This window comes from Ruminococcus sp. FC2018 (genome assembly GCF_000621805.1).
GTDB lineage: Bacteria > Bacillota > Clostridia > Oscillospirales > Ruminococcaceae > Hominimerdicola.
On sequence record NZ_JHXH01000013.1, the window covers coordinates 1 to 16,942 of the forward strand.

Here is a 16,942-nt window from a genome sequence, read left to right on the forward strand (position 1 = left end):
GTTCAAGCGGCGTAGGTAACCCTTTGACGACACTCGAATTGTCTTTCTTGTGGTAGTATTGGATCCTCATGAATACCCCCTTCGGTTTCAGGTTGAAGGTTTATGTATCATGAGTGCCGTCAGGTCACGGCTTTATTCTATCATTCGGGGCATGATGTGTCAATAGTTAACTGTACAATCTGTTGGACAGCTACTAGGCTGTCCGTTTCTCTGTTCTAACACTTTGTTATCAATTCAGATGTTGACATTGCAGCTGATAAGAGTTAACATACAACACCACAGCGGCGGCAGGGTTCGTATAATATATTAAAACAAGATAAGCCTCCCGAAACCGACGTATATACCTATCGAGCGTGATTTTGACACTCGAATGTCCCAGCAACTCGCTGAGCGTTTTCACATCAACTCCGCTCTTGACGCACTGCGTTGCAAATGTGTGACGCAGGGAGTGAAAGTTACGGTATGGCACGCCAATTCGCCTTAGAAATGACTTGTATTGCTCGGTGTAAGTCCTCGGCTCATCCGGTCTTGAAGAACAACTCAGGAAATAGTTTTGGCTGTACTGATTGGCTTTCAGCCTTGCAATAGGCTCAAGCAGAAAAGTCGGTATCGGCACATCTCGCAGTGAGCTTTTGCTTTTCGGAGTGTCAATAACAATCCCTGTTTTCTGCGCAGAATCGTCTTGATTTGCGATGCGAAACAACGTCTTTCGCACATGAATAAGCTGTTCCGCCATGTCGATATCTTCCCAAATGAGTGCACAAAGCTCGCCTATTCGCAGACCTGTAAACAGCGTCAGCACAATGCCAAGTTCAGTGCTATTGCACAGATCTGCACAGTTTCTTACCCTGCGGACCTCAAATTCGCTGAAGACTGATATTTCAGTGGATTGTGATTTCGGCAGCGAAATGTGCTTTGCAGCATTGGACAAACCGTACTCCAGTTCACCATATTCAAGCACCGAGCGAAGCAGTATCATTACCGACTGCATCGTAGTCGAAGACAGTCCTAATCCTTTCTTTCCGCCGTTTGTGAGCATTTCATCAACAAATCGGTTGAGCATAAAAGAGTTGAGTTTGTCCACTCGAAATGAGCCGAAACGCTCACGCAGATAGTTGTTGTACAAGGTCAGGTAGTTGACAAATGTCGACCGCTTGACCTTGTTTTTGCGGCTTAAATGCCACACCGTGAACAACTCGTCAACAGTCATCGGCTTGCTGACGGGCAGCAAATCATACTGAGCAAGCTTGAGTTTTTCGGAGCAATCGGCGTAAGAATGAGCGTATACGGATTTGTAAACCGCCTTGCCAAGCTCGTTTCTGCCCGAAATGTAACGCCTTTCCCAGCGCCCGTCGCTGCGTTTGTGAATATTATCTCCTCGTCTGGACATAGAATTACCTCCTGAAAACTGATAATTCAAGTATACCGCAGCGACCACGCTTTCGACCATATTCACACGGATGTCGGCAAGAAAACCGCAGAATCACGGGACTTGCTCATGTCATTGCAAATATCTATTTAGGCATTTTAACGAACGAAAGTGCATTATGCACAATGCGATTTGTACATTTTAGTCAAAATGTCGGTTGAAAAATATGTCGTAAAATGATATAATATGTGATGTAATAGTTATTTTGTTTTTTGCCTTGAACGAACAAAGTAACCGATCAACTTACGGAAGGATGATCACCATGGCTACAGTAATCCAAAACACCGAGACCTCTAAGGACAAGTACACAACCTACCGTGAACTGACCGGCAGGCACAAGCTCGCTATGAAACACGGTTTCTTCTTTGAGGCACTGCTGATAGACTACGCTGTGCTCGAAGACAGGCTTGCGGCTTTCCTTTGGGCGGCGGGCGCCCTCAATGACATTGACCGTTTTGGTCTTGGCAACAAGCGTAACAAAACACAGCTTTTCGAGCTTTATTCGGCTTACACCGGCAAGGACAAGCTTGCTAATCTGAAAAACATCTCGGCGAAAATTGATATGGTTCTTGCCATGATCAGTTTTGCCGAAACCGAGTATGACGGTGACGACCGCTATCTGACCGCTCTGCACAAGGGCTTGCAGAAGCTCGATCTTGAAAGTCTGAAAGCTGACCTGGCAGAACTACACAGTTGGCGGGAATACCGCAACGAGGTCATTCACGGAGCGATGACAAAGAATATTTACAGCTTGTATGAGGAGCTTGAGGACAAAGCGGCGCTCGGGCTTGCTTATGCGAGGACGATCGATAAGGAATCACAGAAACTTAAACGGCAGAAGCATATTCGCAGATCGGTGAATATGCCGTCGAAGAAATAGGAGGAAGAATAGATTATGGCATTTGAAATTGAAAACGGAGTATTGAAAAAATGTATACTTGAGAATGGGGAAACTGAGGTAATAATACCTGAAGGAGTTACAGAGGTTTATTATAGTGCATTTAAAGATTGCAAAGGTATACAAACATTATCTTTACCTGGAGCATTTAATAATATTTCTTCGGTTTTAAGTATTATTGGTACAATCGAGGCGGTTAATGTTTCAGCAAACAATCCTAACTATGCTTCAATTGACGGCGTATTGTACACAAAAGATACAAAAACATTGCTATACTATCCTGCAAACAAACCTGATGAAGTGTTTATTGTTCCTCACGATGTAGAATACATTTCTCAGCATGCGTTTCGCAACACGACCCATCTTCAAAAGCTAGTTTTGCACGATAAAATCGATTATTATCAAGGAACTGAGAATCTAGGGCTTTGGGGCAGGAAAATCTATGAACCATTTTTATGTTGTTTCAGCATCAAGGAAATAGAAGGTTTACCTGATTTCATGATTAATAAATGCAGAAAGATGATTCAAAGTGCATATCCCGAATTCTATGCTGATATCATTTTGAACGGCAAAGCGAGCGAGCGAAAAGAAAAGATAACTGGATATAACTCTGAAGTTAGGGATGGTGGAGCCGACGCGATAGCAGAATCAGTGCTGAGTTTACTTGCAGCCATGAAGTATACCAAAAAGCACCTAACCAATGTAACTGAGTTTTTTGATAAATACAGAAATAGCATTTCGGCAAAATGTTTTTACGAGTTCTACAAAAAGCTTCTTGATAAAAAAGCTTATGATTGTATTGGTGTTATTCCTATGGCTAACATTATTGCGGCAAAAGAGGCTTCAGGTGATCCTGATGTAATCTTGATAAAAGAATTGGCGGGCGAAAATGAAAAGCCATCAAAATCAAATAGTCAAAATATAATGCAGTTCTGCAAAATAGTCGATGGCGTATTAAAGGATTTTTCAGTCAACTCAGGGCTTACTGAAGTAATACTGCCTGATAGTATTATTAAACTATATGATGTATTTCGCACATTAAATGAACGACCGGTTTACTCTGGAATAAAAAAGATTGTTATTCCCAAGAATGTTGATAATATTCACGGTCTTGATGGTTTAGTTGATCTTGAAATAATCGAAGTTGATCCTGAAAACAAAAAATATATATCGGTAAACGGACTCCTGTTTGAAAAGAAACGAGAGGGACTTACTCTTATTGCTGTGCCGAGGGGATTGAAGGAACTCGTTATTCCAAAATCTTGTGAAATAATTGGATGTATTTATCCAGGGCTTGACAGCTTTGATAAGATTAGTATTGAAGAAGGCAGCGAATTCTTTGAATACACCGATGGATACCTTATTCAAAAGTCTAAAAGCAATGATTGCGATCTTTCAGCTGAGCTTATTTATTTTGACTCCACAATATCAGAGGTCGTTGTTCCGGATAATGTAACAAGCGTTTCTTTTTCAAGGTGTTCTGATAGAGCAAAAAGAATTACAAGCATAACCATGCCAGATTCGGTAACTCAGATTTCAAATACTCTTGCCGGCAACACTTTACTCAAAAAAGTAAAACTATCAGCTGGAATCAAATCATTAGGTAGCAATTATTCATTTAAATCACCATTTCAAGAGTGTACTGCACTTGAAAAAATTGATATTCCGGAAGGTGTTGAGATTATCGGAGCAGGATGTTTTAAAGATTGTACCGCATTGGTAAATGTTTCCTTGCCATCCACGCTTACAGATATTTACAGTGAAGCATTCGCAAACTGTTCTTCATTGAAACAAATAAGCATACCTGCTAATGTCAAGGTTGCTGATGATGCATTCACAGGCAGCGGACTTGAAGATAATGATTTTGTAGACGGCATTAAATACTGTGGGGATGTACCTGTTGAATTTGATTCTTCTGCTAAGATTTTCAGATTTAAATCTGGAGTTGTAAAAATACCTGATGATTTCTTTAATTATAGCAATAATCAATCTTTTCATAAGGATACAGAGTATGAAACAGTTTACATTTCAGATACTGTAACTGAACTGGATGCTTCTCAGTTTTCTCCGTTCAAAGAAATCATAGTTGATGAAAACAACCCAAATTACAAAACAATTGACGGAGTTTTGTTCAACAAGGAAATGACGACCTTGTTAAGATTCCCAATTTATAAGGAATGTGATGAATACAGAGTTCCTAACACTGTAAAAACCATCAATCACGCTGCTTTTGAATGGTGCACTAAAATCAAAAAAGTTATTATTCCTGAGGGAGTTACTCAGATTGGGCAATCGGCATTTGCATTAACTGATAATCTAGCTGAAATCGTTGTTCCTTATACAGCTACAGATATTGGTCAAGTAGCTTTTGTTACAGAATATAATGCAAAAGATCATCACCATGATGTTAAGCTCATATTCTGCAAAGATGATATTCTTATTCCAATGAGACTAAAACGCAACTGGGATTTATTTACTGAAGAACAGAACTTGGATTGGTTTATCAGATATCCAGGTAGCCATAAATCTTCGTTTGCAAAGCTTAAAGATGCAATTTATAAAAGAGCTGCCGCAGAGCTTATGTACTTTGTATATGATGAAAAAAGTGAATCAGAAGAATTTGTAAAGAACAACGCCGATAAAATCATTAAAGACGCAATAGAGATAGGCAGTACGGGAATAATAAGAGAAATGCTCAAGCATGGACTAGTTGATGATTCGAAGATTAGTGGATATATAAAAAAAGCTTCAAGTCTTGGTAACAATGTGATTTGTGAAATGCTAAAAAATGGTTAGCAAAGATTTTATAACTCAACTTGAATAAGGGCATGATAACAAAGAATAATACCGCCAAGTTCAAAATCGCCGATGAATCAAACTATTAGCTCAATGTAATGAACGGATAATAGAACACCAAATTAAAACTAACCAATAAAGCCGATGTCTACTGATTTCAGTAAGCACCGGCTTTGTTCGTCCTATTCGGTTTTGGGTTTAACTACCCTAAGGGTATCATAGGAGTTTGAGGGAAACCCTTCTCCAAAAGGGTTTCCCACAATGGTTTATCAGAACTCTATTTTCTTTTCGATATATGCAGCGAGGTCATCTATCTTTATGCGCTCCTGCTGCATGGTATCTCTGTCACGAACGGTAACGCAGCCGTCCTGTACAGACTCAAAGTCATAGGTCACGCAAAGGGGAGTACCGATCTCGTCCTGTCTTCTGTAACGCTTACCGATAGAGCCTGCCTCGTCGTAGTCAACGCTGAACTTTTTAGCCAGCATATCGTAAACCTCACCTGCCTGCTGGGAGAGCTTCTTTGAAAGTGGCAGCACGCAAGCCTTGAACGGAGCAAGTGCAGGGTGGAAGCGCATAACCGTTCTCACATCGGGCTTGTCCTCGGTGCCGATATTCTCCTCGTCGTAAGCTTCCACCAGAACGGTCAGGAACAGTCTTTCAACGCCAAGAGACGGCTCGATAACATATGGAACGTATCTTTCGTTTGTCTCCGGGTCAAAGTAATCCAGAGTTTTTCCGCTGGTGTTGATATGCTGGGTAAGGTCGTAGTCGGTTCTGTCGGCAACGCCCCACAGCTCGCCCCAGCCGAATGGGAACAGGTACTCAAAGTCGGTAGTCGCCTTGGAGTAGAAGCAAAGCTCCTCTGCGGAATGGTCACGCAGACGCAGGTTCTCCTCTTTGATGTTCAGGCTAAGCAGGAAGTTTTTGCAGAAGCTTCTCCAGTACTCGAACCACTCAAGGTCTGTGCCCGGCTTGCAGAAGAACTCAAGCTCCATCTGCTCGAACTCACGCACACGGAAGATGAAGTTACCGGGAGTTATCTCGTTTCTGAAGGATTTACCCACCTGAGCAACGCCGAAGGGGATCTTTCTTCTGGTAGTTCTCTGGATATTTGCAAAGTTCACGAAAATACCCTGTGCAGTTTCAGGACGCAGGTAAAGCTCTGCCTTGGAGTCCTCGGTAACGCCCTGGAATGTCTTGAACATAAGGTTGAACTGGCGGATGTCGGTAAAGTTGTGCTTTCCGCAGCTTGGGCATGGGATATTCTTATCTCTGATGTAGTCCATCATCTGCTCGTTTGACCAGCCGGCAACGTTTGTGCCGTCAAAGTCCTCAATGAGGTTATCGGCTCTGTGTCTTGTCTTACACTCCTTACAGTCCATAAGGGGGTCGGAGAAGCCGCCCAGGTGACCGGAAGCCACCCATGTCTGGGGGTTCATAAGGATAGCGGAGTCAAGACCTACGTTGTACTTATTCTCCTGGATAAACTTCTTTCTCCAGGCATTTTTGATGTTGGTTTTAAGCTCAACGCCAAGCGGACCGTAGTCCCAGGTGTTAGCCAGACCGCCGTAGATCTCACTGCCGGGGTAAACGAAGCCTCTGCCCTTGCAAAGTGCAACGATCTTGTCCATTGTCTTTTCGGAATTGTTCATTTTTCATTCTCCTTACAATATAGTGATTGCTTGATCAAAAAGCATATTGTCAACAAAGTTATTCTCTTATCTGTCCGTCGCCTGTAACGAGATACTTGGTGGTGGTCATCTCGGTGAGCCCCATAGGTCCTCTTGCGTGGAGCTTCTGGGTGGAAATGCCTATCTCTGCGCCAAGACCGAACATATCCCCGTCGGTGAACCTTGTGGAGCAGTTCACATAAACCGCCGCTGCGTCAACACGCTTCTGGAACTCGGTGGCTGCAAACAGGCTTTCTGTGACGATGCACTCGGAATGACCTGTGGAAAATCTCTCGATATGCTCCAGTGCCTGGGCAAAGTCGTCCACGACTCTTATTGCGATGATATAATCCAGGAACTCGGTGGCATAGTCGTCCTCGTCGGCAGGAGTAACATTCTCCTTGCCAAGGATATAGGCGGTCATCTCGTCCCCTCGTATCTCAACGTTGTGCTCGTCAAGACGGGCTTTGAGCATAGGCAGGAACTTCTCCGCAACGCTCTTGTGTACCAGGCAGGTCTCCACAGCGTTGCACACGCTCGGTCTTGAAGTCTTGCCGTTGTCAACTATATCCACAGCCATTTTAAGGTCGGCGGACTGGTCAACGTAAACGTGGCAGTTGCCTGTGCCTGTTTCAATAACAGGTACAGTTGCGTTCTGCACCACGGTCTTTATCAGCCTTGCGCCGCCACGGGGGATAAGCAGGTCGATGTAGTCGTTTGCCCGCATCATATCCACCGCAAGCTCTCTGTCGGTGTTGCTTACAAGCTGGATAATGTCTGCGTCCAGACCTGCACAGCTCACAGCCTTGCGCATAAGCTCAACCAGTATCATATTGGAGTTTATAGCTTCCTTGCCGCCTCTGAGAATACAGCAGTTTCCGCTTTTAAGGCACAAGATCGCCGCATCCACGGTAACGTTTGGTCTTGCCTCGTAGATAATTCCGATAACGCCCATGGGCACACGGACCTTACGGATGTTCATACCGTTTGGTCTTACCGAGCCTGAGACCACCTCGCCGATAGGGTCGCTGAGAGAAACCAGCTTTTCGCACGCCTGAGCCATGCCTTCGATACGGTCCTCGGACAGAGCCAGTCTGTCGATAAGGGATTCGCTCATTTTTCTTGCCCGGGCATTCTGAATGTCAATGTTGTTGGCTTCGATTATCTCTGTCTTGCAGCGGCGCAGCACGTAAGCTATCTCCATAAGAGCGTCGTTTTTCTCCATGGTGGAAGCTGTTGCGATCCTGTTTTTGCAAGCCTTTGCTTTGCGCCCGAGATCCTGAATATAGCCCATAGATCTTCCTCCTGTCTGTTTTCAGCATTGTGATGCCGTATGGTTTTTCAAATACCTCTGTGTCACGCCTGAGTGGTTGCCGCCTGGAAAATTGTTCCCACAGGCTTATTTTCAAACACACCGTAAAGGTTGTCGGGGTGTCTGCCGTTTATTATCACAAGGTCTATCCCTGCATCGTTTGCGATCTTTGCGGCCTTTATCTTTGTTGCCATTCCACCGGAGCCGAATGCGGAGCCTGCGCCCCCTGCCGAGGCGACAATATCCTCGGTTATCTCTTCCACCACGGGGATAAGCAGTGCATCATCGTTCTTTTTCGGGTCCTTGTCAAAAAGTCCGTCGATGTCGGACATTATTATGAGAAGCTCCGCCCCGGAGATTACTGCAACATTTGCCGCCAGGGAATCGTTCTCGCCCATTTCAAGCTCCAGCTCGTCGATAGCCACCGTGTCGTTTTCGTTGACAATGGGGATAACGTTGCTTTGTATAAGCCTCGTAAGGGCATTTTGCACGTTGCGCTTCCTGTCCTCCATAAGCACGAACTTTGTAAGCAGCAGCTGAGCCACGGTAAGACCGTACTCCCCGAACAGCTTGTCATACATATACATCAGCTCACACTGCCCCACAGCGGCGCAAGCCTGTTTTGAGGGGGTGTCCTTGGGCTTTTCGGCAAGTCCCAGCTTGCCTGCGCCAAGACCTACCGCACCGCTTGAAACAAGGATTATCTCCTTGCCCTCGTTCTGCAGATCGGCAAGTATCTTGACCAGCTTTTCCACACGCCGTATATTCAGCCTTCCTGTTTTGTGGTGGGTAAGGGTGGAAGTACCTATCTTCACCACAACTCTTTTCTTTTTACTCAGATCCATATTTTTCACCGACTGTTCTTTTTTCTTTTTGTTCCTGTGATAAATCGGAATTTGTATTAGCAGTGCTATGCCAAACTCCCATCGTCAAGCCGCAAGCAGCTTGAGGAAAACCGGTTTAAAGCTTTTCAAAGGGGCACGCCCTCTCTTGCAGGGCGTCCCCTCTTCCAAAACAGTCCACCGGACTGCTTTGGAATTCACCCCTTGCGGAGCGCACGCTGTATGGAGATTTCGCTGACTGCGGTCAGCGACGAAGGCTCTGCCCTCGACCCGCCAGCCTTTTTTACGAGAAAGAAGGCTCCGAGAATGGCTTTGCCATTCTCTTGGGAGTAACCGTGGTAACGGTTACTCTGGGATCGAAAAACCTGTTTTGTCCTTGGCAGGTCCATATTGTCTTGTGTGACTTCCCCCGGTTATCCATTTACAACATTCTGCGGGTTTCCATTGATATAACACTTTATGTTTTGTGCGACTGTTGAAAGCAGCCTTTCCCTTGTCTGCTTGGGTGCCCATGCAATATGCGGCGTTATAGTGCAGTTTTTGCAGCCCCTGAGCGCACAGCTCTCCTGCATAGGTTCAGCCGTCAGCACATCTATCCCAGCCCCTGCGATACGTCCGCAGTTAAGGGCATCGGCAAGGTCCTTTTCGTTGACTATTGCCCCCCTTGCGGTGTTCACAAGGTAGACGGACTTTTTCATTTTTGCGATAGTGTCTTTGTTTATAAGCTCCCTGGTCTGCTCCGTAAGAGGGCAGTGCAGGGTTATTACGTCCGATTGTTCAAGCAGCTCGTCAAGTGAGCAAGCCTGTGCGTTTTCGTCCACCCTTGCGGGAGTTCTTGTGCAGGCAAGCACCTTCATGCCGAAGGCTTTTGCGATCACAGCAACTTTCTTTCCGATGTCCCCGTAGCCGATAATGCCCAGGGTCATGCCCTCAAGCTCAAAGGTGGGTATGCCGAAATAGGAAAACAGCTTGTAGTTTACCCATGCTCCGTCGTCAACGGCATCGGAATACTCTCTTATCTTGTTGAAGTGGTTGAGGATAAGGGCAAATGTGTGCTGTGCCACGGAGTTTGTGGAATATGCCGGCACGTTGCAAACTACTGCGCCGTGGCGGGTGGCAGCGTCTGTGTCAACGTTGTTGTAGCCTGTTGCAAATAGCCCCACATATTTAAGGTTGGGGCACTTTGAAAACACCTCTTCGGTGATGAGGCATTTGTTGCATATGACCCCGTCGGCATCGCCTATCTTGTCGGCTATCTCCTCGTTGGGAGTGAAGCCGTAAACGGTGCAGTCACCAAGGCTTGTTATACAGTCAAGGGAAACATCGTTTCGGGAGACCGTTTCGGAGTCAAGTATCACTATCTTCATTTTCTTCGTCCTCTTTGTCCTCTCCGGTACGGTCAGGATCTGCCGTGTCGTCAGCCTCAACCCTTTCCGGGACAGATATCTCCTGTGCTGTCTTTGCCTGCTGCGCCTTTTCAGCCTTCAGCTTTCTGCTGTGCAGCACCGAAAGGGTTATGGCAGTGCCCAGCAAAAGGACTTCCATCACCGCAAGGACAACAACCATTGTGCTGTTGGGGAAAAACTGCATCAGCAGAGTTGCGTCCACACCGGCGGCAATAAATATGTAATGTATGGATTTTTTGCGGTACACCTCAAGTGCATACACCGCAGTTGCGATAATGCAGAACAGAAGGTGCGCCGTAAAGGGCAGAGGAACATAGATATTCTGCAGCCCTGTATTAGCTAAGATCTCAGTCATAGGTGTGGTGATGCCCGTAAAAAAGGCATATCCTCCTTTTATCAAATCTATCTAATAATTATACCACGGTTTTATCCTTTTTTCAATACCCGCAGGCAAATTTTCAACTATCTTGCCAAAACTGTTGAAAAGGAGGTGAAAGTGTGGTATACTCACAGTTGAAAGATGTTTAAAAATACCAAAGGGAGTGCGTTTTATGATAAGGATCTTTTCGGACAGCACCTGCGATCTGTCGGATGAGCTGCTGAGGCGTTACGGGATAACTTTGCTGCCACTTTATATTATTCTCGGGGAGAAACAGTACAAGGACAGGGTGAATATCACCCCACAGGACATTTTCAACTGGTCCGACCGACACAAGACTACCCCCAAGACCTCGGCGGCGTCCCTTGAGGACATAACCGAAAAAATAAAGCCCGTACTGGACAGGGGAGATGAGATCATTGTGTTCTCTATCTCACTTGAAATGTCCAACATGGGCAACGTTATACGTCTGGCGGCGCAGTCCCTTGAAGCTGAGGACAGGGTGCATTATATCGACTCACGTAACCTGTCCACAGGCATTGGTCACCTTGTTGTGGAAGCGGCTGTTATGGCGCAGCAGGGTATGAGTGCAGATGAGATCGTAAGGCGGATAAACGAGCTTATTCCCAGAGTGCGGGCAAGCTTTGTGGTGGATACCCTTACATATCTGCACAGAGGGGGTCGCTGCGGCGGACTTGCAGCCCTTGCAGGCAGCGTTTTGAAGCTGCACCCAAAGATACACGTTAAGGACGGCGTTATGGGAGCAGGGAAAAAGTACCGTGGCAGGTACAGCGATATAATAGTGAACTATGCAAAGGACATGGAGCAACAGCTGCTGAAAGCAAAGCCCGACAGGGTGTTTGTTACACATTCCACCTGCGATAAGGAAGTGACCGCAAAGGTGTGCAGCTATCTTCAAGGGCTGGGGCACTTCAAAGAGGTGCTTGAGACCGAAGCAGGGGGCGTTGTATCCAGCCATTGCGGACCGGGCACTCTGGGAGTGCTGTACATTGAGGGAGAATAAGGGATAAATATATCTGCGCTGCGGACTCCGACTCTAACGGAGAAACCCGGCTCAAAGCTGTTCACAGGGGCACGCCTTCTCTTGCAGGGCGTGTCTTTTTTTGTTTAGTTCAGTCACCTTGCATGGCAGCTGGAGAAAATCATTAAGAGTTTTCGCACGGTGCCATTGTTGACATTATCTGCAATGCCACTCGCAGACCGTCAACGGCGGCGGACATAATGCCTCCTGCGTAGCCTGCTCCTTCGCCGCAGGGGTAGAGGTTATCCACTCCCGGGGCGGTCAGACTTTCGTTCCTTGTAATTCGCACAGGTGAGCTGGTGCGTGTTTCGGGGGCGGTAAGAACGGCATTTTCGTCGCCAAAGCAAGCCATTTTCCTTGAAAACTGCTCCAGCCCCAGCTTCATCATTCGTGAGACGCTCTCGGGGTAAAGCTTTGATATGTCACAGGCAACGATACCTCGGCTGTAAGTGGGCACAATGTTTGTGTCAAGGTCGGGCTTGCCGCTTAAAAAGCCCCGGACGGTGGTGGCGGGAGCCTTGTAGCTGCCTGTGGCACGAAATGCCGCCTGCTCAATGCTTTTTGCAAATACGACCCCGTCAAGAGGGTCGTTTCCGAAGTCCTGTGGAGTTACGCCCACAACAAGAGCTGCGTTGGCGTTTTCTCCGTCACGGGCAAACTCGCTCATTCCGTTGGTGACCACGCCGCCCCTTTCCGAAGCCGCAGGCACCACCGTTCCCCCGGGGCACATACAGAACGTGTAAACGCCCCGCCCGTTTTCACGGAAGCTGAGCTGGTATTCTCCCCTGGGGAGCACATCGCTGCCTGCAAGGTCGCCGTAAAGACTTTTTTCCACGTCCTTTTGCAGGTGCTCTATCCTTGCCCCCACAGAAAAAGCCTTGGGCTGCATGAATATCCCTTTTCGTGCAAGCATCTCAAAGGTATCTCTTGCGCTGTGTCCAAGAGCAAGCACAAGGGCGGCGGTCTGTTCGGTTGATCTTGTGGTGGTAATGCGTTGTGCTTTTGCATTTGCAATGGTGATGTCCTCCAGCCTTTCGCAGAAGCGGATCTCTCCTCCCAGGCTTATGATACGCTCTCTGATATTTTTCACCACCAGGCGTAGCTTGTCGGTGCCTATGTGGGGCTTTGCCCTGGTGCATATTTCCTCAGGCGCACCAAGCTGTACAAGCTTTTCAAGGACATAGCGGCAAAGGGGATCGTTTATCCTTGTGGTGAGCTTTCCGTCGGAGAAAGTACCTGCGCCGCCTTCGCCGAACTGAACGTTGGACTGCTCATCAAGCTCTCCCCCTGTCCAGAAGCTTTTGACTGTCTTTGTTCGCTGCTCCACTCTTTCGCCCCGCTCGATCACCAGCGGTTTGTAGCCTTGCTCGGCAAGGGCAAGGGCGCAGAACATTCCCGCAGGTCCGAAGCCGGTGATGACCACTCTGCCCTGTACTTTATTGGTGGATATAACAGGCTTGAGTTCGCTTGCCGCCACAGGTGAAAAGTCCTTGTTCCTGCGGCAGAGGGAGCGTTCCAGCTTTTCGTCGTCAAGGCATACATAGACCGAGTAGACATAGTGTATCTCCTTGCGTTTTCTTGCGTCCAGAGAGACCTTGTGTATACTGCTTTGAGCCACCTTGTCCCTGTGGCTGCCAAGACGCTGCAAGGCACGCCGGAGCACTTTATCCTCTGTTTCGTCCAAGGCAGCGTTAATGCTGTTTATGATAAAAGGCACTTGCTTTCCTCCTTCACAAGAAAGACCCGGGCAGGGTTTTGCCGGGTCTTTCGGATCTTTGATGTTATTATTCTGTTTAATCTGACGACGGGTCGGAAACCACCAGCTGGATCTCGTTTGTACCGAAGCACCAGCACTTATTATGTCCTGTGACCTTTATGGTAGCCACCTTTGAATAGGAGCCGTTGTTGGTGGTACCCGCCAGATCCACCGTTGCCACAAGATCGCTTTCGTTCAGATTTCCCACTTCGTTTTCCGGTCCTATTACCGTGACCGCAGGCAGGGAAACTGTCTCAATGGAAACATTCTTTCCGCTTGGCTTGTTCTTTGTTTCTATCTTGCTGACCTTGTAGATCGCCGTAGTGTAACCTGTGGACGCAACTGTTACAGTTACCTTGCTCTCTCCGCTGAGTATGACCTCGCCCTCGGAGAGTGGTATATCAAAGGTCTCCTGTTTTCCAAGGCTCATCTGTGACAGAGGCATTGTGCCCAGGGTGACTGTTTCCGTTGCGTTTTCGTTCAGCTTCGGTGTAAGGATAGTTACCTCGTTGAGTGAGTAGGTTATAGGCATAGCCGAAACGTCAAAGCCGTCCGGTGCCCCTGCGACATCCACCTTGAATCTCAGCGTCTTTTTCTTATATACGATAAAGTTTACATTGAACGTCTGGTTCTCGTCACGGGTTATAGCCGAGTCGTTTATACCGTTTCCGTCCTTGTCGTAAAGAACTATCTCGTCCGCCTTGATGTTGGTATCCTCGGTGAGCTTGGCGGTCTTATTCACCTTAGCTGTCACCTTGGCTATGTTCTCAAGATTGTTCTCCGGTCCCGTAAGGGTTATGACCTCGGGATTTACCGTAGAGTCTTTAAGGGTGAATCCCTCTGCTGCGGTCACGTTGGGAGCCTCAGCTTCAAGGGTGAACTGTTTTTCGGTAATGCGGTCAAAGTCCACCGTTACCTTGCTTGGCGACACCGAAACTATGGTGCAGCTGTCTGACGCATGGGATGATTTAACGTCTATGTCCAGGTCGTACTGTCCTTCCTTTGTGACCTTGCTCACATCCACCGTGGCAACAAGGTCAGAGGAGGTGTAGTTTCCTATAACATAGTTCATTCCTTTTATCTCCACATCCACGGTAATGGATTTGAAGTTAAGAGCAGAAAGTCCTTTTTCCTTAGCTATCGTACCCTCAAGAGAAAGTGTTAACGGGACATTGCTTATGGACTTGTTAACGGTGGGATACTGGGTTATGGACAAAACGAACCACACCAGCACCGCCGCAACAGCAGCCACGACTCTCAGCGGAAAGTCTATGCCGTGACCCTTTTTCACCGGCTTTTGCTTTTGTTTTCTCTCGGGCAGCTCGCCGTTTACTTTTTCCATTTTGAGATCACCCTCCCCGCAAGAGAATTTTCCTTAGTGGAATCAGCATTCTTGTCCGGAAGCAGTCTGTTATAAAGCAGCCTCTTCAGCGTATCTTCAACATAGCCCCTTGTAAGCTCTCCGTTTTCCGCAACCGATATAGTTCCCGTTTCCTCGGATACAACGATAACGATAGCGTCCGAGTTCTCGCTCATACCTATTGCAGCACGGTGACGTGAGCCAAGCTGTTTGTTTATCAGCTCTTCCTTTTCCGGCTTGGGCAGGAAACAGCCTGCGGCAAGGATCTTGCCGTTGCGGATTATTACTGCTCCGTCATGCAAAGGCGTGTTGGGCACAAATATGTTCCCCAGCACCGCTGCGGAAGGAACACAGTCAAGGCGTGTACCGGTAGCTATCTGTTCGCCCAGCTTGGTCTTTCGCTCAAAGATGATAAGTGCACCTGTCTTTGTGCTTGCAAGCTTTACTGATGCGTCGCACACTGCCCTTATGGCAGCACGTATCTTGTCGCTCTCCACTTCGGTATCGCCGGCTTTGAATGAAGCAAGGTCTGCGATCTTTGAACGGCCCACCCTTTCAAGCATTCGCCGAAGCTCCGGCTGGAACAGAATGATTATTGCAAGGAAGCCCCACTGGAAGCATATCTTCAGCAGGAACTTTATGGTCTGAAGGTTGAGCACCACCGCAATTATGTAGCTTCCCACCAGCAAAAGGATACCCTTTGCCAGCTGCAAAGCCCTTGTCTCACGGATAAGGCGCATGATATGATAAAAGAGGTAGGACAGTATCAGTATGTCGATAATATCGTTGATGCCCATGCTTTTGAAAACGCCCCATGCGGAGTTTATGTAGGACTTGATGGTCTCCATACCGACTGTTCACCTCACTTTCTTGAAATTTACGGAACAATATATTACAAAACGGTTACAAACCCATATATTATCCAGACTTTACCAAAAACAAGCAGTTTATTTTGTATACACCCAATATTATAGCATATACTTTTTAAAAGTACAATAGTTTTCCCTCAAATTTTTTACAGATTGTAATAAAATTTACGCCGTTTTCACAGTTTCCGGAAGGCGTGGTCTGTGATTGACAAAAGGGAAGTTGTGTGATATGCTTATATGGATATATTTTGAAACGGAGTGATCAATAATGAGCGAAGACTGCACACATAACTGTGAGAGCTGTTCAAGCAACTGCGGACAGAGGACTGCGCCGCAGGATATGCACGTAGACCCCCACGATCTGTCCCAGATAAAGAAGGTCATAGGCGTTGTAAGCGGAAAGGGCGGCGTAGGAAAGTCCCTTGTTACCGCAATGAGTGCGGTGCTTTCAAGCAAAAAGGGATATAAGACAGCCATACTGGACGCAGACATCACAGGTCCCTCGATACCTAAGATGTTTGGTATACACCAAAGGGCACAGCAAAACGAGGACGGACTTTTGCCGGTGAACACAAAGGGCGGCATTGAGGTGATGAGCCTTAATCTGCTTACGGAGAACGAAACGGATCCTGTTATCTGGAGAGGTCCCGTTATCGCAGGAGTGGTGACCCAGTTCTGGACGGACGTTATCTGGGGAGACGTTGACTTTATGTTTGTGGATATGCCTCCGGGAACGGGAGATGTTCCGCTTACGGTTTTTCAGTCCATAAGGATCGACGGGATAATCGTAGTCACCTCGCCCCAGGATCTTGTGTCGATGATCGTTGAAAAGGCGATGAACATGGCAAAGATGATGAATATACCTATTCTTGGTCTGGTGGAGAATTACAGCTATGTTGAGTGTCCCGACTGCGGAAAGAAGATAAATATCTTCGGCGAGAGCAGGATCGAGGAGATAGCTGCCGCAAAGGGACTGAAGGTCCTTGGCAAGATACCCATGAAGCAGACTGTGGCGCAAAAATGCGACAAGGGCGAGATAGAGGACTGCAAGGGCTGCCACATACAGGCTGTGGGGGAGCTGCTTGACGAAATGGCAAAGCAGAGCTGAAACAGCAGCGGAACTCACCGACAATAGATTTTTGTTAATAAAATCTTTCTTGCAGTGAAAAAAATATGTGCT

Annotated in this window: 13 protein-coding genes; 4 read left to right on the forward strand and 9 right to left on the reverse strand. The window is 47.0% G+C overall.

The genetic code is table 11. From position 1 onward, the window contains the following. Window positions 1-229: 229 nt before the first annotated feature. Entirely contained in the window at window positions 230-1,390 is a 1,161-nt protein-coding gene (locus tag T494_RS12850) for a site-specific integrase (protein ID WP_051540289.1), read from the reverse strand. A gap of 301 nt (window positions 1,391-1,691) precedes the next feature. Here T494_RS12850 and T494_RS0109260 point away from each other — a divergent pair, with 301 nt between their 5' ends. Next, complete coding sequence (locus T494_RS0109260; protein ID WP_028506057.1) at window positions 1,692-2,309, forward strand: hypothetical protein; 618 nt, start codon at window positions 1,692-1,694, stop codon at window positions 2,307-2,309. A gap of 15 nt (window positions 2,310-2,324) precedes the next feature. Beyond that, a complete protein-coding gene (locus T494_RS0109265; protein ID WP_028506058.1) occupies window positions 2,325-5,123 on the forward strand; it encodes a leucine-rich repeat domain-containing protein in 2,799 nt (932 codons plus the stop codon). 269 nt (window positions 5,124-5,392) lie between these two features. Here the strand turns inward: T494_RS0109265 and T494_RS0109270 are convergent, their stop codons facing one another. From T494_RS0109270 to T494_RS12855, 5 genes are all read right to left on the reverse strand, one after another. Next, entirely contained in the window at window positions 5,393-6,778 is a 1,386-nt protein-coding gene (locus T494_RS0109270; protein WP_028506059.1) for a glycine--tRNA ligase, read from the reverse strand. 58 nt (window positions 6,779-6,836) lie between these two features. Continuing rightward, the gene (locus T494_RS0109275) at window positions 6,837-8,090 is read right to left on the reverse strand and encodes a glutamate-5-semialdehyde dehydrogenase (RefSeq protein WP_028506060.1); all 1,254 of its coding nucleotides are present in this window, start codon (window positions 8,088-8,090) and stop codon (window positions 6,837-6,839) included. Window positions 8,091-8,152: 62 nt separating this feature from the next. Continuing rightward, window positions 8,153-8,953, reverse strand: coding sequence for a glutamate 5-kinase (gene proB / locus T494_RS0109280; RefSeq protein ID WP_037344524.1), 801 nt, complete (start codon window positions 8,951-8,953; stop codon window positions 8,153-8,155). Window positions 8,954-9,363: 410 nt separating this feature from the next. After that, on the reverse strand, window positions 9,364-10,317 hold the full coding sequence (locus T494_RS0109290) for a D-2-hydroxyacid dehydrogenase (protein ID WP_028506063.1): 954 nt from the start codon (window positions 10,315-10,317) through the stop codon (window positions 9,364-9,366). After that, a complete protein-coding gene (locus tag T494_RS12855; RefSeq protein ID WP_242836423.1) occupies window positions 10,298-10,756 on the reverse strand; it encodes a hypothetical protein in 459 nt (152 codons plus the stop codon). The genes T494_RS0109290 and T494_RS12855 overlap by 20 nt, the downstream gene beginning before the upstream one ends. Before the next feature lie 151 nt (window positions 10,757-10,907). On the opposite strand from T494_RS12855, the gene T494_RS0109300 reads away from it, so the two are divergent. Beyond that, on the forward strand, window positions 10,908-11,759 hold the full coding sequence (locus T494_RS0109300; protein WP_028506064.1) for a DegV family protein: 852 nt from the start codon (window positions 10,908-10,910) through the stop codon (window positions 11,757-11,759). A 142-nt stretch (window positions 11,760-11,901) separates the two neighbouring features. Here T494_RS0109300 and T494_RS0109305 read toward each other — a convergent pair whose 3' ends face one another. The 3 genes from T494_RS0109305 to cdaA all read right to left on the reverse strand — a co-directional run bounded on the left by T494_RS0109305 (window position 11,902) and on the right by cdaA (window position 15,741). After that, the gene (locus T494_RS0109305) at window positions 11,902-13,494 is read right to left on the reverse strand and encodes an FAD-dependent protein (RefSeq protein WP_028506065.1); all 1,593 of its coding nucleotides are present in this window, start codon (window positions 13,492-13,494) and stop codon (window positions 11,902-11,904) included. A 76-nt stretch (window positions 13,495-13,570) separates the two neighbouring features. After that, window positions 13,571-14,875: a CdaR family protein gene (locus T494_RS0109310; protein WP_028506066.1), complete on the reverse strand. Its 1,305-nt coding sequence runs from the start codon at window positions 14,873-14,875 to the stop codon at window positions 13,571-13,573. Beyond that, window positions 14,863-15,741: a diadenylate cyclase CdaA gene (gene cdaA, locus T494_RS0109315; RefSeq protein WP_051540293.1), complete on the reverse strand. Its 879-nt coding sequence runs from the start codon at window positions 15,739-15,741 to the stop codon at window positions 14,863-14,865. The genes T494_RS0109310 and cdaA overlap by 13 nt, the downstream gene beginning before the upstream one ends. Before the next feature lie 289 nt (window positions 15,742-16,030). Here cdaA and T494_RS0109320 point away from each other — a divergent pair, with 289 nt between their 5' ends. Then, complete coding sequence (locus tag T494_RS0109320; RefSeq protein WP_028506068.1) at window positions 16,031-16,870, forward strand: Mrp/NBP35 family ATP-binding protein; 840 nt, start codon at window positions 16,031-16,033, stop codon at window positions 16,868-16,870. Window positions 16,871-16,942 lie beyond the last annotated feature (72 nt).